Genomic DNA, 21585 nt, shown 5'->3' on the forward strand with positions numbered 1-21585 from the left:
ATCCGGGCTCTTTTGCATGACATTTCGCGTTTCACGTTCAGCCATTTCGCTGATCGCTCTATGTGTTTCTTCCATTGCCATGGCGGGCGATGAGCCGGTTTACGAAGCGGCACCGGACTGGATCGATTTGGTGGATTTGGATGGCGTTGAACGCGACCCAGCAAACAACCAGATTGTGAATGACACCCAGATACGGCTGCAGAATGGCCTGCACTGGGAATACAAAGATATTGTCTACCGCGTCGAAAGCCTCGCGGATCTATCCAATGTCGGCACGCTAACGGCGCGATGGATGCCGGATAAAGGCGACTTGATTGTTCATGAAATCGCCATTTTGCGAGATGGCGCTGTAACTGATCTCGTCGATCAGGGTGAGAAGATGGAGGTGCTTCGCCGCGAGCGCCTGCTGGAAAGCAAGATCATCGATGGTTCTCTTACCGCGACGTTGTCGGTTCCCGGCCTTCAGGTCGGCGACGAGCTTCGGATGCGGTATTCTGTGACGAATTCGGATCAGGCGCTGAAAGAAGAAGTGCAAAGCCAGACTTTCCTTTGGAGAGAGCCGCGCAAACAAGCCGATTTCGGGCGAATTCTGGCGTCTTGGCCGACTGATTTGGATGTGACGTACAAAGCTGGTCCCAATTTCGATCTTCCCGAGGTGACAGAGAAAAACGGCCATAGTTGGATCGAGGTGAAGCTCCCTCTCGATGAAGCCGACGATCTGCCAAACGGTGTGCCGCCGCGCTATCGCAGGGGAACGATTTTGCAGATCGGAACCTTTGCCAATTGGGCCGAGGTTTCAAGCACTATGGCCCCGTATTATGAGACGGACGGAGCGCTCGACGGGCTCACCGATTTGCTCGAGAAAGTCGAAGCAATCCGTGCGAACAACACGACCGATCTTGAACAGGCTGTCGCTGCACTCGAACTGGTTCAGGAAGACATTCGCTATCTGCTCAACGGCCTCGATGGAGGGAACTACCTCCCTCAGGACGTTCCGACGACTTGGGAAAAGAAATACGGAGATTGCAAAGCGAAAACAGTGATTTTGCTGGCAATCCTCAATCATCTTGGAATCCAGTCGGAAGCGGTTCTCGCCTCTGTTCGCGCTGGCAATAATGTCCCTTCGTCGCTTCCAATTCCGGGAGCGTTCGATCATGTTCTTGTCCGCGCGGAGATAGACGGTGTCCTCTATTATCTGGATGGCACGTCGATCGGCGCGAATATCAAGACTGTCGGCAATGTTCCGCCGTTTGAATACACTTTGCCAATCCGCGCAGCCGGCGCGGAAATCGAACCAATCAAACAGGTTTTGCCTCGCTTCGCTGAAACACAGATGGAGGTTTTGGGTGATGTTCGGGCGGGCGGAGACTTGCCCGCCTTAGTCACGATAAAGGTTCATTTGGTCGGGACTGCGGCCGCGCAAACCAATGCCCAATCCGAGAAATTCACCGACAGAGCGAAGAAAAATATGGGTCGCGGAATGGGCCGCGCCACCGGTAACAGTATGAATGTTCTAGATGTCGAAGTCATCGAAGGTGATGATGACAGCATCGCAACTATAGTAATGACGGGCATTGGCTCACCAATGTTCACTTTCAAAGATGGGCGCTTTGAATCCACACCGACCGTCCTCGCAGGACAGGTGAAATTTGCGCCCAATCGATCGCGCAAGGAATGGCGGGATATTCCGGTTTGGACGGGCCGACCAAACAGCACTTCGATGTCCTTGACAGCGCTGCTGCCGGATAGTCCCGGCGATTTCGAGCTGCGCGGTGATAAGCCAATCAACGTCAAGGTTGCCGGCCGTCAATACGTCCGGGAAAGCTCAATCGCGAACGGCGAATTTGTGATGAAGGAAAGCCTCGTGACCACCGGCGGCGAGATTGCTCCCGAATTCTTCCGTGATGCACGCCGCGAGGCTGCGAAGCTTGCTCGCCAAGAACTCAAACTGATCGCTCCTGATGAAATGCCGAGACGGTGGCGATATGCGCGCGAGACCGACCGAAGCGCGCTGGAGCCGTTGGAGGCGGCCTATGCGCAATTGATCGAGGATGAACCCGACGAAGTGGCCCCATATCTCACACGCGCGGCTTTCCGGTTTGATACCTATGACTACGCCGGCTCGCTTGCTGATATGAACACCGTGGTCGATCTGGAAGCGACAGCAGAGAATTACCGCCAGCGTGCGGGTGCACACATCAAAATGCTAGATCGCGAATCCGCCAAAGCCGATCTTGATGAGGCTTATTCGTTGGACCCAACACCTGCCCGCGCGATCGAGCTTGCGGATGCGATGGCCTACCTGGGCGATCTTGAGGGCGCGCGCGAGATTCTGGAATATGAAGACGGTGACGTGAATGTCAGGCGCAGTCTTGAATTTGCATTTGCAGAGCTGGATGCGCTGCAAGGTGATACAGCGGCGGGTCTAGCTCGTCTCGATCAGTTGCTGGAAGACAAGCCGACCGACCCGACTCTGCTCAACGAAAAATGCTGGTTTATGGGAGTTTGGCAGGTCTCGCTCGCCGATGCGGTTCCGGTCTGCACAAAGGCCGTCGAAAGCAGCGGGGAATCGCCCAACATCCTCGATAGCCGCGCGATGGCGCATTATCGCAATGGCATGTTTGAAGAGGCTCTGACTGATATCAACGCCGCGCTTGATCGTGCGCCGCAACTGGCGCCATCGGTATTGCTTCGCGGGTTTATCCGGCTGGCTGCTGGGGATGCTGACGGACAAAGCGATATTGATGATGCATTGGCGAGCCGCCCAGAACTTGCCGATCAATATCGCCGCTGGGGCTTTGATCTTTAGGGCGGGTTAGATCAGTCCTTTGGAGCGGAGGCTAACATGGCCTTCGCGCCCAACGATGACATGATCGTGCAGAGTAACGCCTAACAGGCGCCCGGCCTCGGCGATCTTCTTTGTGATCTGAATGTCGGCGCGGCTTGGCTCCGGGCTTCCGCTCGGGTGATTGTGCACCAGGATGAGGGCGCTCGCCCCGACATCCATCGCCTTACGGATCACTTCACGCGGATGGATGGCGGCTTCGTCGATTGAACCGTCACCCACATGATGATCGTCGATCAAACGGTTTTTGGTGTCCAGATACAGCACGCGAACCCGTTCGACGGTGAGATGCGCCATGTCTATTGCCAGATAATCTAGCAGCGCTTGCCAACTCGATAGGACGGGCTTTTGAGCGACCTCGCTGCGCGCCATTCGGCGGGCCGCGATTGAGACGGATTTGAGAGCAGCTGCGCTTGTTTCTCCAATGCCTTTGACCCGCTGCAAAGCTTTGGGATCGGCGTTGAGCACGCCTGCGAGCGTGCCAAATTGCTTCAGCAATTCCTTGGCAACAGGCTTGGTATCGCCTTGCTTGATCGCGGCGAACAGCAGGTATTCGAGAACTTCGTAATCGGCGAGAGCTTCTGCACCGCCTTTAAGCAACCGCTCGCGCAGCCTCGCGCGGTGACCAAGGCCAGCTTGTTTGCCCGCCTCAGAAGCGCTCGGCGTTTCTCCCTTTGGATCGGGCCCGAAGTCAAAGCTATTCTCGGAATCTGACACTGTGTCCCCTAGCGGATAACCCTCACACTTCATTGCCTTTGGCCGAGCGTTCGCGCAAGTGTGGGAAACTATGGCAAGCTCAGCCGATCACAGCGATTCTGCTCAACCAAGACGGCTGGGCCTACCACGCAAGAGGCGGTGGCGGGCGCTGTTGCTGGTGTTCGCGCTGCTCTGCGCGGCGACTGTTGCGGTGTGGATTTCCCGTGAGCAGATCGCCGGGAACATTATCGAAGCTGAATTGGAACGCCTCGGTATTCCGGCAACGTATGAAATTGTTTCGATAACGCCGCAAAAGCAGCTGTTGCGAAACTTGATTGTCGGTGATCCCGATCGGCCCGACCTGGCGATCGAAGAGATCGTGGTGAATCTCGATTACGGATGGAGCGGCGCATCGGCAGGCACAATCGAAATAGTTCGCCCGCGACTATACGGCACGTACCGCGATGGCCAATTCAGCCTCGGCGCGCTTGATCCTGCAATTTTTGCAGAAAGCGACGAGCCAGCCGGATTACCTGCACTGGACGTTGTGGTGCGAGACGGACGGGCTCTTATCGAAACAGATTTCGGCGCGATAGGCGCTAAGCTGAGCGGCGAGGGCCGGCTTGATAGCGGATTTGGCGGAAAGCTGGCCGTTACTGCACCCAATATCGGCGTAGAAGGCTGCAAAACCAACGAAGCGACCCTGTATGGTGATCTTTCAACAGATAGCGGTGTGCCTTCGTTCTCCGGCCCCATCAGATTGCGCGATGTCTCTTGCGAAGGCGCGACGCTTGCCAGAGCGGATGCGACCGCGACCATTTCTTTGACCGATGACTTCTCGGTCATTGCAGGACGTATGAGCGTTGCGGCGGCGAATTTGGGATTTGCAGGAAACTCGGCATCTGAAGTCGCAGGTGATGTCGAACTTAACTTGAGCGAAGGCGGGCTCAATCTCAGCCATGATCTTGCAGGGAAGAGCGTCTCCACGGACTATGGATCGATAGGTGAGATTCGGGCAGACGGTTCCTTGCGGAGCGATGCGGAATTTGCCCGAACCGACTGGAATGCGGATATTTCAGGCAGACGAGTGAGTATTCGCGGCAATCTTGAATCGATACTGCAAGACGCAAGCGATGGCGCAGAGGGAACATTCGTATCCAGTCTGCTCAGCAAATTTCAGCGCAATTTCAAGGTTGCAGCGTCCAATGCTGACCTGAGATCATCTATCGTGGCGCGTCAGAATGGCAGCGAAATGAGCGTAGTCATTCCTGAAGGTCGATTGACCAGCGCTTCGGGTGAGGCGCTTATCGCGATTTCCCGTTTCAGCTGGGCGACAAACAATTCCGGTTCACAATTGCGCGGGAATTTCCTGACAGGCGGCGAAGGCCTTCCGAGGATCAACGGCAGGATGGAGCAAGCTCCCACAGGAGGGCTTATGCTGCGCATGGCGATGGCTGAATATGCCGCGGGCAGCGATCGGATTGCGATTCCGCGGCTTCAAGTTGCCCAAGGACGCGGTGAAGGTCTTGAGTTCGGCGGCGTAGTGAAAGCTGGCGGAGCGCTGCCAGGAGGCAGCGTCACGGCGTTGGAGCTTCCAATTGAAGGGCAGTGGTCTTCCGACGGGGAACTTTCGTTTGGCCGACGCTGCAGCCGCATCCGCTTCGATGCTCTAGCGATCTATGATCTCTCGCTCGAAGGGCAGTCGCTCGCGCTTTGTCCAAAGGGGCGCGCGATGGTTCGTTATGGCGAGGCCTTGCAAATCTCTGCTGAAACTAGAGATCTGGATCTTGTCGGGCAATTGGCCGGCTCACCCACCACTATTTCCACTAGGGCGGTTTCGTTTTCTTACCCCGGCAGCTTTGAACTAAACGAGCTTGCCGCAACTATCGGCGAGGATGGAAGCGCGATGCGATTGCGCGCCGATGTTTTGAGCGGTGACGGCGAGGGTTTAAGCGGAACTTTCAGCGGCGCTGATGCACGCCTCGATTTTGTCCCTCTCGATTTGGCTTCGATGGCTGGCCGTTGGGCGTATCGCGACGAAACCCTGCAAATTGACGAGAGCACATTCGTGTTGACGGAGAGAATCGAGGGCGAGGCGCGGTTCGAACCTCTTCTGGCTCGCGATGCGACACTAAGCCTATTTAACGGTGATCTTAGGGCACAAGCAGCTCTCATCCACCCAACTTCTCAAAGATTGATTACGCAGGTCGATGTCGACCACAATCTGGGCACAGGGCAGGGGCAGGCAACTCTGGCGGTGCCAGGCGTCGTTTTCGACGATCAATTGCGCCCGGAAGACATCAGCTATCTGGCAAAAGGCGTCATTGCCTTTGCGGATGGCGCGGTGTCAGGTGAGGGGACGGTAAGGTGGACCGAGGATACCATCGTCAGCGGCGGCACGTTTGGCACCGAGCGACTCGATCTGGCGGCTACATTTGGCCCTATCGATGGCTTGCGCGGGTCCATCGAGTTTACCGATCTGATCAATCTTACAACCGCGCCCGATCAAGTCATCGAAATCGGCTCGATCAATCCAGGGATTGAAGTGCTTGGCGGGCGCGTGGTCTTTTCCATGACCAACGGAGAATTGATCTCGGTAAAAGACGCGCGCTGGCCGTTTATGGGCGGCGAACTGATCCTCAGCCCTGTGGACATTCGCTATGGAGAGCAGGGTGAGCAGCTCTATGTTTTCGAGATCGTCGGGCTGGATGCGGCGACCTTTATCGCTCAGATGGAACTGACCAATCTGGGGGCAGATGGCACTTTTGATGGAACTGTGCCGATCCTTTTCGACGATCAGGGGAACGGCACAATTGGCACCGGTCTTTTGATCTCACGTCCTCCGGGCGGTAATGTCTCGTATATCGGCGAGCTGACATATGAGGATATGGGCGCGATCACGAACTTCGCGTTCCAATCTCTTCGCTCGCTGGATTACAAACAGATGAGCATCGGGCTGGACGGAAGTTTGGCCGGAGAGATCGTCACAAGTTTCAAGATCGACGGTGTGCGCCAAGGGGAGGGCGCCAGCCAAAACTTGGTGACGCGGCAGCTCGCCAAGCTTCCTATCCGGTTCAATATCAACGTCCGATCGCAGAATTTTTATCAGCTTGCGACTATGGTTCGATCATTCTTCGATCCCGAATACCTCGGCAACCCGGTGGATAAGGGACTGCTTTCGCTTGAGGAAGGGCGGTTTGCGCCGAACTCTCCATTTACCGAACCGCAGCCGATCCCGCCTCCGCAAGAAAACGAACCGCCACCGGCAACCGATATCAGGCGCGATAATGAATCGCCCGTTCAACCTTCAGAAAGCGACGAGACGCTATGACATTCATGAAATTGACCGGAATCCTTAATGCTGCCACACGATCTGACGTGATTAACGGACGAAAAGGTGCGCGGAGGATGACAGTCAAAGCCGGATTGGGCGCGGTCAGTGTGCTTGCTCTTAGTGGTTGCATCAATGTTGCAGCCCCGGAAGAGCCGATTGTGATCGAGCTCAATATCAACATCCGGCAGGAAGTTATTTACCGGCTGGCAGAAGATGCCGCCAACACGATTGATGAGAACGCGGACATTTTTTGATCCGGCCAAGATCGTGATAAGGAAGTGGGAAGAATGAAGATGAAGATGCGCAATTTCGCCCTCGGTGCTGCAGCAGGAATCGCTGCGTTGACCGCTATCGCCGTGCCTGCCCAGGCTCAGCGTGATCCTGCATACGCCGCTGCCCGCTCGTCCGGTCAGATCGGTGAGAAAACGGATGGTTATCTTGGCATTGTTGGTAGCGCCACGCCGCAGCTTCAGCGTCTGGTCAACGATATTAACATCAAACGCCGCGCGGTTTATGCTCGTAAAGCTCAGGAAAATAACGCGACGTTGGAGGAGTATGCTCTTTCGGCCGGTTGTCAGGCGATTGCGCGCACTGTTTCTGGTGAAAAATATCAAGCCCCTGATGGTTCGTGGCAAACGCGAACAAGCGCGCCGCCGCAGCGCGACCCACGCTGTCCGTAAGGTAAGCCACAGCACTGCGGTCTGGCGGCGGCCTTTTGCAAGCAATTGTGCGGCAAATACACGCCCACTACGGTTGACTCGAATATGCCCCCCTTCTAAGGGAGCGGCGCCCTCGGCGGGCACTTCTAAGCGTGTGCCTTGCTACCCCCTAAGACGGAAGCTGGCATGAGCGAAGAAAAGCCTGCACGAGAACCCATCGCTGAGGATGCGCGGATCGATGCGCTCGAAGCGCGGCTAAAAGCCGCAAACGAGCGCGAAGAGCAACGCACGAAGCCAAAGGTCAAAGGGGCTGATGCGAATTATCGCAGCGGCAACCGGGTACTGGCGGATCTGCTTGGTGGGATTATCGGAGGCTCCGTTATCGGATGGGCATTTGATGCCATTTTCGGAACGTTGCCCTGGGGTCTGCTGGTTGGCCTGTTCTTCGGGATAGGTGTCGCCTTCAGGAACATTATTCGAGCGGCGAATAACAGCTCCGACGGGTCCGATACGGGATCTTAACCGGAGTTTTTCGCCGCAACTTTTATTAGGGACCGACCAAAAGTGGCAGCCGAACAGGCAAAAGTCGATCCGATGAAGCAATTCCAGCTTGAGCCGTTGTTCGGCTCTGAAAACTGGAAAGATGTTGCTGGCTTCGATATCGCGTTCACCAATTCCGCACTTTGGATGGCCATCACGGTCGTCTTGCTTTGGGCGTTTGTAGCTGGTGGCATGAAGCGCGAGCTCGTGCCTGGCCGCTGGCAGATGGCGGTAGAGACCTTTACTGGCTTCATTGATGACATGCTCGAAGCGAACGTAGGCAAAGAAGGGCGCAAATATGTGTCCTACATCTTCAGCCTATTCATGTTCATCCTCTTTGCGAACCTTCTGGGCCTGCTGCCTATCGGGGTTGTTGGCCTCCATCCGTTTACGTTCACCAGTCACTTCACTGTGACAGGTGTGCTCGCTGTGCTCAGCTTCTCGATCGTCTTGATCGTCGGCTTTTGGAAGCATGGCATCAAATTCTTCACTCTGTTCGTGCCGCACGGAACGCCTGTTCCGATGGTTTTGCCGATCGCATTGATCGAGTTCTTCTCGTTCATGATCCGTCCTTTCAGTCTCGCGCTTCGTCTGTTCGTTGCGATGATGGCGGGCCACGTTCTGTTGAAAGTTCTCTCCAGCTTCGTGATCGACGGCCTCAATGCGGGTGCCATGACAAGCGTCATCGTTGCCGTGCCAAGCTTTGCATTGATGATCGCTATCAGCGCGCTTGAGATCCTGGTTGCAGGCATTCAGGCATATGTTTTCGCTCTTCTAACATCGTTGTATATCAACGACGCAGAGCACCTTCACTAAGTTCACTAATTTCCATTCACACAGTTTTGATTTTCAAGGAGTTTTTACAATGGAAGCAGAAGCAGCCAAGCTCGTAGGCGCAGGCCTTGCAGCAATCGGTGCCGGTATGGCAGCCATCGGCGTGGGTAACGTCTTTGGTTCGTTCCTCGAAAGCGCGCTGCGCAACCCAGGTGCGGCTGACGGTCAACAGGGTCGTTTGTTCATCGGCTTCGCCGCTGCCGAACTTCTCGGCCTGCTGGCGTTCGTCGTCGCGATGATCCTGATCTTCGTCGCTTAATCGACTTTATCTGATTTTGCGGGCTGGCGGCGTTTGCGCTGGCCAGCCCGTTGATTTCCATATTCTAGCGAGCTTCGGACCCGGCCCATGCCTCAGATAGCCCAACTTGCCGAATTCTGGTCGAGCCAGGTATTCTGGACTTTGATCTTTTTCGCGATCACATTTTTCGTGATCGGACGCGGAATGGTGCCCAAAGTCATGGGCACTGTTGAATTGCGCGACAACCAGATCAAAGAAGATCTGGCTGCTGCACAGTCAGCACGCGATGCGGCTGATCAACAAGAAGAAGCATGGCGTGAACGCGAGAATGAAAATCGCGTTGCCGCTCAGGGTGTGATCGCGGATGCCAAAGCCAAGGCGGCGGCAGCAAACGAGAAAAAGCTCGCGAGTGCGCAAAAGCGTCTCGACACCAAACTCGCTGAAGCCGAAGCCGAGATCGAAGCCGCCCGCGTAAGCGCAATGGCTGAAATCGAAGGCGTCGCCGCTGACGCAACCCAAGACATCGTCGTTCGTCTGTCAGGCGAAAAAGTCGACAAGCGCACCGCGCGTGCCGCAGTAAAGAAGGCTCTCACCAATGCCTGATATCTTGACCATTCTGGCTGCAGCAGAGGGCGGCAAAGCAGCCCCCGCAGCATTTGGCGTGCAGGATTATATGTGGGTGTCGGCTGCGATGCTCATCCTGATTCTGGTCGCCGTGTGGAAAAAAGTGCCGGGCATGATCGTTGGCGGCCTCGATTCCAAAATTGCGGAGATCAAGCAGCAACTTGATGAAGCTAAGACGCTCCGCACCGAGGCCGAAACCCTTCGCAACGAATACGCTGCGAAGATCGCTTCCGCGGAGCAAGATGCTGAGAAGATGATGGAAGGCGCGCAGCGCGAAGCCGACGCAATCCTCGACAAGGCAAAGGCCGATGGTGAAGCCATGGTCAAACGCCGCAAGAAGATGGCCGAAGACAAGATTGCCGCCGCTGAGCGCGATGCAATTGCCGGTGTGAAGGCAAAAGCCGTCGAAGCGGCTGCAGCTGCTTCCAAAACGCTTATCGCCGAGCGTCACAGCAGTGAGGCCGATGCCAAGCTCGCCGACGAAGTGATTGGTTCGCTCTAGGCGCTGGCGTACTCAATTTGAATTTAGGGAAGGGCGGTCCATTGGGCCGCCCTTTTCGTTTGCGCTGCCTATTTGCCGGGCTCAAACACAACTTTGCCGACAAGCTCGCGGTTCGCCATCGCCTCAAAGCCTTCTCGCCACGCGCTCAGCGGCAGCACGCGATCGATTGCGGGTTTGATACGCCCATTATTGGACAGATCTGCGATGGCGGCGTTGATGGCTGCGCCTCGCTCTGGAAAACGCCGCGCATATTCGCCCGCGCGCAATCCGACGATTGAGAAACCCTTGATCAAGGGAATGTTGGTGGCAACGTCCGCAATGCGCCCGCTCGTAAACCCAACGACGACCAGTTTCCCGGCGAAGGCAACGCAGCGGGTGGATTCGTCGAAAACATCGCCGCCGACCGGGTCGAACACGATATCACACAGCGCCCCGCCTGTGATCTCTTGCACCTGCTCTCTGAACCGCCCTTCCGCGAGGATCACCGCGTCTGGCTTGTAAAGCGATTGGATCTGGGCGCGCTTGGCCTCAACACCGGTGGTCGCAATAACCCTCGCACCCATCGACTTCGCTAAATCGATCGCAGCCAATCCCACACCGCCACTGGCTCCGTGTACGAGAACCCATTGGCCAGGCTGCAAATCGCACAGCTCGATCAGTCCAGTGAAGGCGGTTGAGTAAGCAGCTCCCAGCGCCGCTGCCGGGGCGTAGTCGATGCCATCCGGTATGTGCGAGAGGCCGCGTGCCGGGATGCTGGCGATCTCTGCAAAGGCGCCAGTTTTGTTGCCGCCCATGACGCGGTCACCGACTGCAAAGCCGCTTTCAGCAGGCGCTTCGATCACTTCACCCGCCAGTTCCAGACCGCTTGTGAAGGGCACGTCCGGTTTGAACTGGTACTTGCCACGCGTCATCAACAGATCGGGATAGTTAAGCGAAGCCGCTTTGACCTGGACGAGCACGTCGTCCGCGCCGCGAGCCGGTTGAGGTATCTCGACCAGACGAGTGCCTGACAGGTCGTCCGACACAGATTCGACCCTGAGAGCCTTCATGAGCCTAGAAGTTGTCCTTGGCTGCACGAAGCGCCGCAAAGGTCTCATGCGGCTCTGTGCCGCCCCATTTGGCCATCAGGGCGGGATCATCAGCCCTCAGAAAGGGGTTGGTCTCCAACTCGCGCTTAAGAACCGTGGGTACGGTCGGCTCGCCTCTCGCGCGCTTTTCATCGATCTCGGCAGCGTAGGCCTGAAGCGCCTCATTCTCAGGATCAGCGTGGAGCGCGAATTTCGCGTTCGCTTGCGTGTATTCATGCGCGCAATAGAGCGTCGTCGCGGTCGACATTCGCTTGATCCGCTCAAGACTGTTCCAGAACTGCTTGGGTTCGCCTTCAAACATTCGACCACAACCGAGCGCGAACACCGCGTCTCCGACAAACGCGATGCCTTCTTCGACGATGTGATAGGCGATGTGGCCATTGGTATGACCGGACACGTCGATGATTTGCGCGGTGTGCTCACCGAGATTGACGGTGTCGCCGTGGCTGACGATGCGATCGATCTTCGAAAGCTTCTCTACCTCTTTGGGAGCCAGCACGCGCGCGCCGGTTGCTTCGACAATTTCAGCATTCCCACCCGCATGATCTGGATGCCAATGGGTGTTCCAGATATGCGTGATGGTCCAGCCCATAGCTTCGGCCTGACGCAGATATTCCTTTGCATCAGGCGTATCGATCGCGGCGGTGTCGCCGGTCACCCTGTTATGCAGCAGGAAGCCATAATTGTCGGACAAGCAAGGGAACTGATGGACTGTGAGCATTGGGGTGATCCTCTCTTCACAATCAACCTAGACACCCGGCTCGCAATAGAAAAGGCCCGTCGGCGCAGATGCGCAGGCGGGCCCTTCATTAGCCATATTGGCGTCTGGCTTAGTCGTCGCTCTTCTTGAGAGCTTCGCCCAAGATGTCGCCGAGAGATGCGCCGCTGTCGGACGAACCGAACTGCTGCACTGCTTCTTTCTCTTCGGCGATCTGACGCGCCTTGATTGAGAAGTTTGGCTTTTTCGAACGGTCGAAACCGATAACCATCGCGTCGACTTTGCCGCCGACCTGGAAACGGTCAGGACGCTGCTCGTCACGGTCACGGCCGAGATCCGAACGCTTGATAAAGCCGGTTGCGCCATCGTCGCCAACCTGAACTTCGAGGCCGCCATCGCGAACTTCGAGGATCGATACAGTAACAACCTGATTCTTGCGGAGCGAGCCAGCTGCGGCTGCGCCTGCTTCTGTCGGTGCGCCTTTTTCGAGCTGCTTCATGCCAAGGCTGATGCGCTCTTTTTCGACGTCGACATCAAGAACAACGGCTTTGACTTCTTCGCCCTTGCGGTGAAGCGCCAGTGCGTCTTCGCCCGAGATGCCCCAGGCGATATCTGACATGTGGACCATGCCGTCGACATCGCCGTCGAGGCCGATGAACAGACCGAATTCGGTCGCATTCTTGACTTCGCCAGTGACTTCGGCGCCGACTGGGAATTTCTCGGCAAACTCGTCCCATGGATTGCGCTGAGCCTGTTTGAGGCCAAGCGAAATACGGCGCTTCTCGCTGTCGACTTCGAGAACCAGAACATCGACTTCCTGGCTGGTCGAAACGATCTTGCCAGGGTGGACGTTTTTCTTGGTCCAGCTCATTTCCGAAACGTGGACAAGGCCTTCGATGCCAGCTTCCAGTTCGACGAATGCGCCGTATTCGGTGATGTTGGTCACAACGCCGGAGAGTTTCGCACCCACTGGGTACTTCGCAGCGACGCCATCCCATGGATCGCTTTCCAGCTGCTTCATGCCAAGGCTGATGCGCTGCGTATCGGAGTTGATACGGACGATCTGAACGGTGACAGTCTGACCGATTTCGATGATTTCACTCGGGTGGTTGACCCGCTTGTAGCTCATGTCGGTGACGTGAAGCAGACCATCGATGCCGCCGAGATCAACAAATGCACCGTAATCGGTGATGTTTTTCACAACGCCTTCGATAACCTGACCTTCGGCCAGCTTATCGATCAGCTCGCTGCGCTGTTCGGCGCGTGTTTCTTCAAGAACGGCGCGGCGCGAAACAACGATGTTGCCACGGCGACGGTCCATTTTGAGGATCTGGAACGGCTGCGGCACTTCCATCAGAGGAGTGACATCGCGAACCGGGCGAATATCGACTTGTGAGCCGGGCAGGAAGGCCACGGCGCCGTCGAGGTCGACTGTGAAGCCACCTTTGACGCGGCCGAAGATGCGGCCTTCGACGCGTACGCCTTCGCCGAATTCGTTTTCGAGCTTGTCCCAAGCAGCTTCGCGGCGGGCGCGGTCGCGGCTGAGCATAGCTTCGCCGTCGGCATTTTCGACGCGGTCGACATAGACTTCGACTTCGCTGCCGACTTCAAGACCGTGATCGTCTTCGCCGCGGGCAAATTCTTTGAGGTTGATGCGGCCTTCGGATTTGAGGCCTACGTCGATCACAGCCATGCCGGCTTCGATCGCGGTTACGGTGCCTTTGACAACGCGGCCTTCAAAGCCTTCGTCGCCGGCGCCGCCGAGTTGTTCGTTAAGGAGCGCTTCGAAATCGTCGCGCGTTGGGTTGGGCGAAGTCGCCATAGAGGAAAAATTCCTGTTTACGTTTTGCTACCGGCCACCGGTTTTCCCGGGGTCTTAAACTGTCTCCCGCGCACTATTGCGTGGGCTAACAGGGCAAGAGGCCGAATGTCTCTGCGAGGCCGGATGCCACCGCAAAGGTTCTCTTGATCATTACAATCTTCGGGAACGTGCGCGCGCTTAAGCGAAAGTGTCCTGCAAAGCAAGCAATTTGCCGCCTGTCGGGGCACCTTGCATGACACAAACCGCAGTTGCGGAATCTGTGATTTTGCGTCCGCTACCCCCGTGAATGTCGGGCTTTGCAAGCTCTTGCGTGTGACTTTCCAATTCTTGGCCCAATTCTGGAACGGATGGTGGTGTTCGGTATTGCAAGAACACATCACAGTTTACCCGCTGTAGGAAAACGATTTTTACCGGTTCAGCGCTTCTTTGACCGCATCCAGCACAGTTTCAAAAGCCTGTTCACGGTTGAAGCTGGTTGTGTCGATAACAAGCGCATCAGGCGCAGCCTTTAAAGGCGCGTCCGCCCGGTTGATGTCGCGGGCGTCGCGCTTTGCAATGTCGGCCTCGACATCTGCGAGCTGAATGTCGATGCCTCGATCCGTCATCTCCAGCCAGCGCCGCCGTGCACGCTCTTGGACACCCGCAGTGATGAAAAGCTTCACGTCTGCATCGGGAGCAATGACAGTTCCTATATCCCGCCCATCGAGCACCGCGCCGCCCGGTTGCATGGCAAAGGCACGTTGCCGTTCGAAAAGCGCTTTGCGAACAGCCGGGTGAACCGAGACGCGGCTTGCAAGACTTCCGGTTTCTTCGGATCTAAGAATGGGATCAGCAAGAAGCGCGTCTGAAAAGCCGCATCCGGCCAATGCATCATCGGCATCATCGGGATCGCCGCCATTCTCGGCCACTTGTCTGCCCACCGCGCGGTATAACAAGCCGGTATCGAGATGCGGAATGCCGAAGTGATCTGCGATTTGCTTGGCAATCGTGCCTTTGCCCGAGGCAGTTGGGCCATCAACGGCGATAATCATGAGAAAATGTCCCGTGCTTTCTGCGGTGTGACGACACGGGCTTCTTTACGTTTCCAACGGTGGTGAAGAAAGAGAAAGCCCATACTTCCAAGGATGAGGTTCACCCCGAAATCGGCGAGATCGAATGCTCCATCATTCCTGTAAAGCACAGACCCGATCGCAAAGGCGAGTAGGGCAATTGCTGTCAGGATTCGGCGCATAATCACGCTGTGTTTGTGTCGGGCCTAGATCGATTGCGCAAGGCTTTGACGAGCCCGAAGATCGCGATTGCCGCCCAAAACCCTTCCAGCACAAGGCTCGGCCAGTTGGTGTGCACCAACAGCGAGACTGTGAGCAAAGCCGCGCCGGTCAGGTTTGTGCCGTGCAGGATGTATGGGTTCGGTTCGTCGACATATGTCAGATACGCATACGCACCGATTATGCAGGCGGTGCCGATGAAGCCGATATAGCTATAGATATCGAGATCGCTCATCAGCCCGCAGCTCCAGAAAGCAGATCCATAAAGGTCGGAAAGCTGGTTGCGATTGGCGCGGTGTCATCCACGCTCACACCGTCACGGCTCACGAGGCCTGCCACAGCCATGCTCATCGCAATCCTGTGGTCGAGCTTCGTTTCGACCGAAGCGCCCTTTGCGGTACCGCGCAGAGGCTCCCCGCCAGTGCCACGGATGGTTAAACCGTCTTCGTGCTCTTCGACATCTGCACCTGCGAGCGACAAGGCCGCCGCCATCGTCGCAATCCGGTCGCTTTCTTTGACGCGAAGCTCTTCAAGACCTGTTGTCCTCGTCGTTCCTTCGGCCAACGCTGCTGCGACGAAAAGCACGGGAAATTCATCGACCATGCTTGGAACAAGCGCGGGATCGATATCCGCGCCAGTCAGGGCGGAATGGCGGACACGCAAGTCGGCAACAGGCTCTCCGCCAACCTCGCGCTGGTCCAGTTCCTCTACGCGTCCACCCATTTGTCTTAGCGCATGAACAATACCGGCTCGGGTATCGTTCATGCCGACATTCTCGATGACAATGTCACTGCCCGGAATGATTAAGGCGGCGACCATGAAGAATGCGGCGGAAGATGGATCACCTGGCACAATCACGTGCTGGGGCTTTAAGTCCGCTTCGCCATGGATTGATATGAGCCGCTCACCGTTTTGCTCTCCAATCTCCAACGTCGCGCCAAAGCCGGTTAGCATGCGCTCTGTGTGGTCGCGCGTCGCTACAGGCTCAATCACACTTGTGATGCCCGGCGTATTGAGGCCCGCAAGCAAGACCGCGCTCTTAACCTGAGCGCTAGCAACAGGAAGCCGATAGGTGATCGGTACAGCAGGTGCAGCGCCTCTGAGCATCAGGGGGAGGGTGCCTCCCTGCGAAGCTTCAAAACTCGCGCCCATTTGACTAAGCGGCTCGATAACGCGGTTCATCGGACGCCCGGAAAGGCTAGCGTCGCCAGTGAAGGTCGCATTGAAGCCGTGGCTGGCGAGCAATCCCATCAAGAGCCGCGTCGATGTGCCCGAATTTCCCATGTCGAGAGCTTGTTTGGGCTCAAGCAGGCTGCCCAGACCAGCGCCATGCACATGCCATGTGCCTGCATCGTCACGCTCAATATACGCGCCGAGTTGGCGCATGGCCGATGCTGTGGCGAGTACGTCCTCGCCTTCCAGCAATCCTTGAATAGTGCTCTCGCCAACCGCCAGCGACGCAAACATCAATGATCGGTGGCTGATCGATTTATCACCCGGAACTCGGATCGTTCCAGTGAGCGCATTAGATGATTGAAAGGTATGGGCTGGCAATTCTAACGGTCCGTAATTACTTGCGGCTAGGAGACGCGCGTCTTTGACAGTGCCCCATGCTTCTGGCAAGGCGCGCCGCGATCTTGATTCCGGAAGTTTCCGGTCCCAATACAATGTAGACTCGAGAGCCTGCCAGTTGAGCGGGCAAGACTAAGGACTGTTTGAGAATGGCTAAGCCAGAATGGGGTACCAAGCGTACCTGCCCAAAATGCGGAGAGCGTTTCTACGACCTCGGTAAAGATGATCCGGTGACCTGCATCGAATGCGGTGAGGAATGGGATCCTGAGCCGGTTCTCAAGTCGAAGCAGCCGATCCCGTTCGATGATCCCAAGAAGAAAGACAGCGAAGCGGATGCTGACCTGTCTGGCGACGATGCGGATGATGAACTGAAAGACGTCGAGAATATCGACGACGAAGAAGATTCGCCAGACAATGATATCGATCTGGGCGGCGATGATGACCTTGGCGTGTCCAAGGGCAAAGGCGACGACGACGATCACGAGAATTGATTTTGCTGTTGCAAACGGGAGGTTGCCCTTATAATGGGCGCTTCCCGCATGCCGCCAGTTTCGGCGAGTATGCACAATGACTGGAACGGGGCCTTAGCTCAGCTGGGAGAGCGCAACACTGGCAGTGTTGAGGTCAGCGGTTCGATCCCGCTAGGCTCCACCAGTCAAAGACATTAAGTCGGTCTTCTGTCGAGGAATTCCGCACGCTGGCCGACGAGGTTTCGTCCGCCGGCGTTTTTCGCGTTTATTTCAGGCTGTCTGTCTGAAAAGGAGTTGAAGACGATGTTTGACAATTTGTCTGACCGCTTAGGCGGCGTCTTTGACAAGCTCAAAGGCCGCGGGTCGCTCAAAGAGCAAGACGTTCGCGACGCCATGCGTGAAGTGCGGATTGCATTGCTCGAAGCCGACGTTGCGCTCCCGGTTGCACGCCGCTTTATCGATGCAGTCACTGAAAAGGCTATCGGCCAAGAAGTTCTGAAATCGATCAAGCCCGGTCAACAGGTCGTCAAGATCGTCCATGACGAGCTGGTCGAAATGCTCGGCGGCACCGATGTCGAAGGGCTAACCCTTGAAGCCAAGCCGCCCGTCGTCATTATGATGGTCGGTCTGCAAGGCTCGGGTAAAACAACTACGACTGCCAAACTGGGCAAGATGCTGCGCGAAAAGCACGGCAAGAAAGCCATGATGGCATCGCTCGATGTGAACCGCCCGGCTGCGCAAGAGCAGCTTGCGGTGCTAGGCGAGCAAGTCGATGTGACGACGCTTCCAGTCGTTGCTGGCCAGCAGCCGGTCGACATTGCGCGCCGCGCGATGGAATCGGCGAAACTCCAAAATTTCGACGTGCTGCTGCTCGATACCGCGGGCCGTTTGCACGTAGACGAAGCGCTGATGGCCGAAATGAAGGCCGTTTCTCAGGTTTCCACCCCGACCGAAGTGTTGCTCGTTGTCGACAGCCTGACCGGTCAGGACGCCGTGAACGTTGCGCAAAGCTTCACCGATGAAGTTCCGCTAACCGGTGTTGTCCTTACCCGTATGGATGGCGACGCACGCGGCGGTGCGGCGCTTTCGATGCGCGCGGTCACCGGCAAGCCAATCAAATTTGCCGGTACGGGCGAAAAGCTCGACGCGATCGAAGCTTTCCGCCCCGGATCGGTCGCCGACCGCATTCTCGGCATGGGCGATGTTGTCAGCCTGGTCGAAAAAGCTGCGGCGACCATCAAAGAAGAAGACGCCGAGCAGCTCGCGAAGAATTTCGAGAAGGGCAAGTTCGACCTCAATGATCTGCGCATGCAGCTTAAGCAGATGCAGAATATGGGCGGCCTCGGGATGCTTGCAGGCATGATGCCGGGGATGAAGAAGGCCAAGGCGGCGATGGAAGCCTCCAACATGGACGACAAAGTACTGGTCCATATGGATGCGATCATCGGGTCGATGACATCCAAAGAGCGCGCGCACCCCGGTGTCATGAATGCGAAGCGCAAAAAGCGCGTCGCGGCAGGCAGCGGCACTGATGTGCAGACGGTCAACAAAGTGCTGAAAATGCATCAGGAAATGGGCCGTGCAATGAAGCAGATTAAGAAGATGGGCGGCCTCAAAGGGCTCGCGGCGATGTTTGGCGGCGGCGGAATGCCCGGAATGGGTGGACCTGGCGGCGGCATGGGCGGCCTTGGTGGACCCGGCGGCGGTATGGGCGGAATGCCCGGAGGCCTTCCCGGCCTTGGCGGACCCAAGAAATAGAATTCACTAATTTACGTAATTACAGATATTTAAACTCGAAAGGTAATTTCAAATGGCAGTAGCAATCCGGCTTTCGCGCGGTGGCGCAAAAAAGCGTCCTTACTATCGCATCGTCGTATCCGATTCGCGCAGCCCGCGTGACGGCAAGTATCTTGAGCAGATCGGCACTTATAACCCTCTGCTCGCGAAAGATGACGAGAACCGCGTAAAGCTCAACGAAGACCGCGCCAAATACTGGCTCGGCGTTGGCGCGACACCTTCTGACCGCGTTCTGCGTTTCCTCGATGCTGCTGGCATTTTGGAGCGTGAAGCCCGCAACAACCCGCAAAAGGCCGAGCCTGGCGAGAAAGCCAAGGAACGCGCTGAAGAGAAAGCTGAAAAGCTGAAAGAAGCGGAAGAAGCCAAGAAAGCGGCTGAAGAAGAAGCCAAGGCCGCTGCCGAAGCACCAGCAGAAGAGCCTGCCGCTGAAGAAGCGCCAGCAGAAGAAGCTCCTGCTGCTGAAGAAGCACCGGCCGAAGAAGCAGCCGCTGAAGAAGCGCCTGCTGAAGAAGCCAAAGCTGATGACGCTGAAGAAAAGGCTGAGTAAGCCCTTCTTATGGTTGAAAATAACGATGCGCGCCGGACCGTGGAACTTGCTGCGATCACCGGCGCGCATGGTATTTCGGGCGAGGTTCGCCTGAAGCTGTTCGGGGAGGGTGTCGAGGCTCTCTCCGCGCACAAGAGCTTCATCGCCCGCGATACGGGCGCTGTCCTGACGCTTAAAAAAGTACGCCCAGACAATAAAGGCGGTGCCGTCGCGCGCTTTGCCGAATGCTCGACACGCAACGATGCAGAGAAAATGCGCGGGACAGTAATCACTGTGTCGCAAGACGCTTTGCCTGCGCTGGAAGAGGGCGAGTATTACCACGCGGACCTGATCGGTCTGACCGCCGTCACGGATACTGGCAAACCGCTTGGCGAAGTGATCGCTGTCGAGAATTTTGGCGCGACCGATATTGTCGAAGTCCGCAAAGACCCTCCGCCCGCTAAAGGTACGAAGACCTTTATGGTCCCGATGACAAAAGATGCGGTTCTGGAATGGGACGCGGAAACACTTGTGATCGCGGCCGATTTCGCCGACGATTAGCGAATGGCCGAGATCGTTGCCGTCCTTATCCTAGCCGCAGTCGTCCTTGTCATGGCGACCTTGGGCGCTGTCCTGTTGGCAAAGCTTTGGATGAAAACGGCAAGTGGCGGTACCAGGGTTCTCGCCGCTTCTGTTTTTGGTCCTGCTTCCGTTCTCATTCCTATCCTGATTTTTGGTCTCGCTACCGACCCCGAAGACTTTGTTTATGGGCTGGTCGGTGTAGGCGCTATTCTCGTATTGGTATCGGTATTGGTCGGCTTTCCGATCTCGTATTTTTCAACCCGTAAGCTCGACAAGCTCACTCACTTTGAATTGAGTACCTTCGAATGACCACTCTAAAAGTCGCCATCTGTCAGGCTGCTCCAATCCCGCTCGATTATGCTGGCGGTATTGAGAAGGCTACACGTATTGCCCGCGAAGCCATTGATGGCGGCGCGCAGTTTGTTGCCTTTGGCGAGACATTCCTCGGTGGATACCCGCTTTGGCTCGATGAAGCGCCCGGTGCGGCATTGTGGGACCATCCAGGCAGCAAAGCACTTCACGCGATCATGCTCGAACAAGCGATTGTGCCGAATGACGAGCGGCTGCTGCCATTGCAGGAGCTTTGCGATGAAACGGGCGCGTGTATCTCGCTCGGTGCGCATGAGCGGGTGCGGCAGAGCCTTTACAACAATCAACTGATGCTCCGTCCGGGTGACGCGCCCTTGGATCATCGCAAGCTTGTGCCGACCCACGGAGAGCGGCTGATCTGGATGCGCGGCGATGGTTCGACGCTGGGCGTGCACCAGGCAGAATGGGGCAATGCGGGCAATTTGATCTGCTGGGAGCACTGGATGCCCTTGGCTCGCGCAGCGATGCACAATCTGGGCGAGACGCTGCACGTGGCCGCATGGCCAACGGTGCGCGAGGAATACGCCATTGCTTCGCGGCATTACGCGATGGAAGGGCGCTGCTTTGTGCTCGCCGCAGGGCTGGTTCAGCACCGCGATGATCTGTTCGACGGATTGGAGCGGGTCGGCGGAAATGCGGATGCGCTGGCGCTGTTCAACGCCATTGAGGGCGAGCAGCTAAACCGTGGCGGTTCCATGATTATCGCGCCAGATGCGCGGGTGATCGCTCAAGCAGGCGAGGGCGAAGAAATCCTCCATGCGGAGCTGGACTTGAGAGAGATCGGCGGCGCACTGGCGAGTCTCGACACCGATGGCCATTATTCGCGGCCTGACGTGTTTGAGTTGAGCGTTGATACGCGAGCGAAGGGTGGGGTGAATTGGGATGATTAAGTTTCTTGTAGTGGGCATATTCCTTACAACGGCGTTTCCGCTGGGCATGCTCTACGCTGTCTTCAAAAGCACTGATGACCCCAAACAGCACCGATTGCATGGATGGCTACTTGCGGGATTAGTTGCTCCGTTTGTGACCACCTGCATTGGCTATTATTGGATGACCGATGGTTTAGCGCGATCCACACCATTCTTAGGTTTCTTATTGTCT

At 56.6% G+C, this 21585-nt stretch carries 23 protein-coding genes and 1 tRNA gene; 16 read left to right on the plus strand and 8 right to left on the minus strand.

The features are described from left to right. Positions 1-16 precede the first annotated feature (16 nt). Positions 17-2809: a DUF3857 domain-containing protein gene (locus MWU39_RS05455; protein WP_247158976.1), complete on the plus strand. Its 2793-nt coding sequence runs from the start codon at positions 17-19 to the stop codon at positions 2807-2809. Between the two features lie 6 nt (positions 2810-2815). Here the strand turns inward: MWU39_RS05455 and radC are convergent, their stop codons facing one another. Continuing rightward, complete coding sequence (gene radC / locus MWU39_RS05460) at positions 2816-3457, minus strand: DNA repair protein RadC (protein WP_247160313.1); 642 nt, start codon at positions 3455-3457, stop codon at positions 2816-2818. A 262-nt stretch (positions 3458-3719) separates the two neighbouring features. On the opposite strand from radC, the gene MWU39_RS05465 reads away from it, so the two are divergent. The 8 genes from MWU39_RS05465 to MWU39_RS05500 all read left to right on the plus strand — a co-directional run bounded on the left by MWU39_RS05465 (position 3720) and on the right by MWU39_RS05500 (position 10272). After that, entirely contained in the window at positions 3720-6872 is a 3153-nt protein-coding gene (locus MWU39_RS05465; protein WP_247160314.1) for a YdbH domain-containing protein, read from the plus strand. Between the two features lie 77 nt (positions 6873-6949). Then, positions 6950-7129 carry a YnbE family lipoprotein gene (locus tag MWU39_RS05470; protein ID WP_247158977.1) on the plus strand — a complete coding sequence of 60 codons (180 nt, stop codon included), beginning with the start codon at positions 6950-6952 and terminating at the stop codon, positions 7127-7129. Positions 7130-7162: 33 nt separating this feature from the next. Further along, positions 7163-7555, plus strand: a complete 393-nt coding sequence (locus tag MWU39_RS05475; RefSeq protein WP_247158980.1) for a YdbL family protein — start codon at positions 7163-7165, stop codon at positions 7553-7555. A gap of 165 nt (positions 7556-7720) precedes the next feature. Further along, positions 7721-8056 carry an AtpZ/AtpI family protein gene (locus tag MWU39_RS05480; protein ID WP_247158981.1) on the plus strand — a complete coding sequence of 112 codons (336 nt, stop codon included), beginning with the start codon at positions 7721-7723 and terminating at the stop codon, positions 8054-8056. A 42-nt stretch (positions 8057-8098) separates the two neighbouring features. Further along, a complete protein-coding gene (locus tag MWU39_RS05485) occupies positions 8099-8890 on the plus strand; it encodes a F0F1 ATP synthase subunit A (protein ID WP_247158983.1) in 792 nt (263 codons plus the stop codon). Positions 8891-8939: 49 nt separating this feature from the next. Further along, positions 8940-9167 (plus strand): F0F1 ATP synthase subunit C, encoded by a 228-nt coding sequence (locus MWU39_RS05490; protein ID WP_027442220.1) that lies wholly within the window; start codon positions 8940-8942, stop codon positions 9165-9167. A gap of 87 nt (positions 9168-9254) precedes the next feature. After that, positions 9255-9749, plus strand: coding sequence for an ATPase (locus MWU39_RS05495; RefSeq protein ID WP_247158984.1), 495 nt, complete (start codon positions 9255-9257; stop codon positions 9747-9749). Then, a complete protein-coding gene (locus tag MWU39_RS05500) occupies positions 9742-10272 on the plus strand; it encodes a hypothetical protein (protein ID WP_247158985.1) in 531 nt (176 codons plus the stop codon). Before MWU39_RS05495 ends, MWU39_RS05500 begins: the two co-directional genes overlap by 8 nt. 68 nt (positions 10273-10340) lie before the next feature. Here MWU39_RS05500 and MWU39_RS05505 read toward each other — a convergent pair whose 3' ends face one another. From MWU39_RS05505 to aroA, 7 genes are all read right to left on the minus strand, one after another. Next, positions 10341-11321 (minus strand): NADPH:quinone oxidoreductase family protein, encoded by a 981-nt coding sequence (locus MWU39_RS05505; RefSeq protein WP_247158986.1) that lies wholly within the window; start codon positions 11319-11321, stop codon positions 10341-10343. Positions 11322-11325: 4 nt separating this feature from the next. Continuing rightward, a complete protein-coding gene (gene gloB / locus MWU39_RS05510; protein WP_247158987.1) occupies positions 11326-12081 on the minus strand; it encodes a hydroxyacylglutathione hydrolase in 756 nt (251 codons plus the stop codon). 109 nt (positions 12082-12190) lie between these two features. After that, positions 12191-13900, minus strand: a complete 1710-nt coding sequence (gene rpsA / locus MWU39_RS05515; RefSeq protein ID WP_247158988.1) for a 30S ribosomal protein S1 — start codon at positions 13898-13900, stop codon at positions 12191-12193. A 407-nt stretch (positions 13901-14307) separates the two neighbouring features. Next, a complete protein-coding gene (locus MWU39_RS05520; RefSeq protein WP_247158989.1) occupies positions 14308-14931 on the minus strand; it encodes a d(CMP) kinase in 624 nt (207 codons plus the stop codon). Beyond that, a complete protein-coding gene (locus tag MWU39_RS05525; RefSeq protein ID WP_247158990.1) occupies positions 14928-15137 on the minus strand; it encodes a hypothetical protein in 210 nt (69 codons plus the stop codon). The genes MWU39_RS05520 and MWU39_RS05525 overlap by 4 nt, the downstream gene beginning before the upstream one ends. Continuing rightward, on the minus strand, positions 15134-15403 hold the full coding sequence (locus MWU39_RS05530) for a permease (protein WP_247158991.1): 270 nt from the start codon (positions 15401-15403) through the stop codon (positions 15134-15136). Before MWU39_RS05530 ends, MWU39_RS05525 begins: the two co-directional genes overlap by 4 nt. Then, the gene (aroA, locus tag MWU39_RS05535) at positions 15403-16722 is read right to left on the minus strand and encodes a 3-phosphoshikimate 1-carboxyvinyltransferase (RefSeq protein ID WP_247158992.1); all 1320 of its coding nucleotides are present in this window, start codon (positions 16720-16722) and stop codon (positions 15403-15405) included. Before aroA ends, MWU39_RS05530 begins: the two co-directional genes overlap by 1 nt. Positions 16723-16889: 167 nt before the next feature. Here aroA and MWU39_RS05540 point away from each other — a divergent pair, with 167 nt between their 5' ends. The 7 genes from MWU39_RS05540 (at position 16890) to MWU39_RS05570 (ending at position 21374) form a co-directional block, all read left to right on the plus strand. Beyond that, complete coding sequence (locus MWU39_RS05540; protein ID WP_247158993.1) at positions 16890-17231, plus strand: TIGR02300 family protein; 342 nt, start codon at positions 16890-16892, stop codon at positions 17229-17231. A gap of 87 nt (positions 17232-17318) precedes the next feature. Continuing rightward, positions 17319-17394 (plus strand) — tRNA-Ala (locus MWU39_RS05545). A gap of 119 nt (positions 17395-17513) precedes the next feature. Then, on the plus strand, positions 17514-18968 hold the full coding sequence (gene ffh, locus MWU39_RS05550) for a signal recognition particle protein (protein WP_247158995.1): 1455 nt from the start codon (positions 17514-17516) through the stop codon (positions 18966-18968). A 52-nt stretch (positions 18969-19020) separates the two neighbouring features. Further along, positions 19021-19554 carry a 30S ribosomal protein S16 gene (rpsP, locus tag MWU39_RS05555; RefSeq protein WP_247158996.1) on the plus strand — a complete coding sequence of 178 codons (534 nt, stop codon included), beginning with the start codon at positions 19021-19023 and terminating at the stop codon, positions 19552-19554. Positions 19555-19563: 9 nt separating this feature from the next. Further along, entirely contained in the window at positions 19564-20094 is a 531-nt protein-coding gene (rimM, locus tag MWU39_RS05560) for a ribosome maturation factor RimM (RefSeq protein ID WP_247158997.1), read from the plus strand. Positions 20095-20097: 3 nt separating this feature from the next. Continuing rightward, positions 20098-20424: a hypothetical protein gene (locus MWU39_RS05565; RefSeq protein WP_247158998.1), complete on the plus strand. Its 327-nt coding sequence runs from the start codon at positions 20098-20100 to the stop codon at positions 20422-20424. Next, entirely contained in the window at positions 20421-21374 is a 954-nt protein-coding gene (locus tag MWU39_RS05570; RefSeq protein ID WP_247158999.1) for a carbon-nitrogen hydrolase family protein, read from the plus strand. The genes MWU39_RS05565 and MWU39_RS05570 overlap by 4 nt, the downstream gene beginning before the upstream one ends. The last annotated feature ends 211 nt before the right edge of the window (positions 21375-21585 follow it).

It is taken from the genome of Erythrobacter sp. F6033 (assembly GCF_023016005.1).
Lineage (GTDB): Bacteria > Pseudomonadota > Alphaproteobacteria > Sphingomonadales > Sphingomonadaceae > Erythrobacter.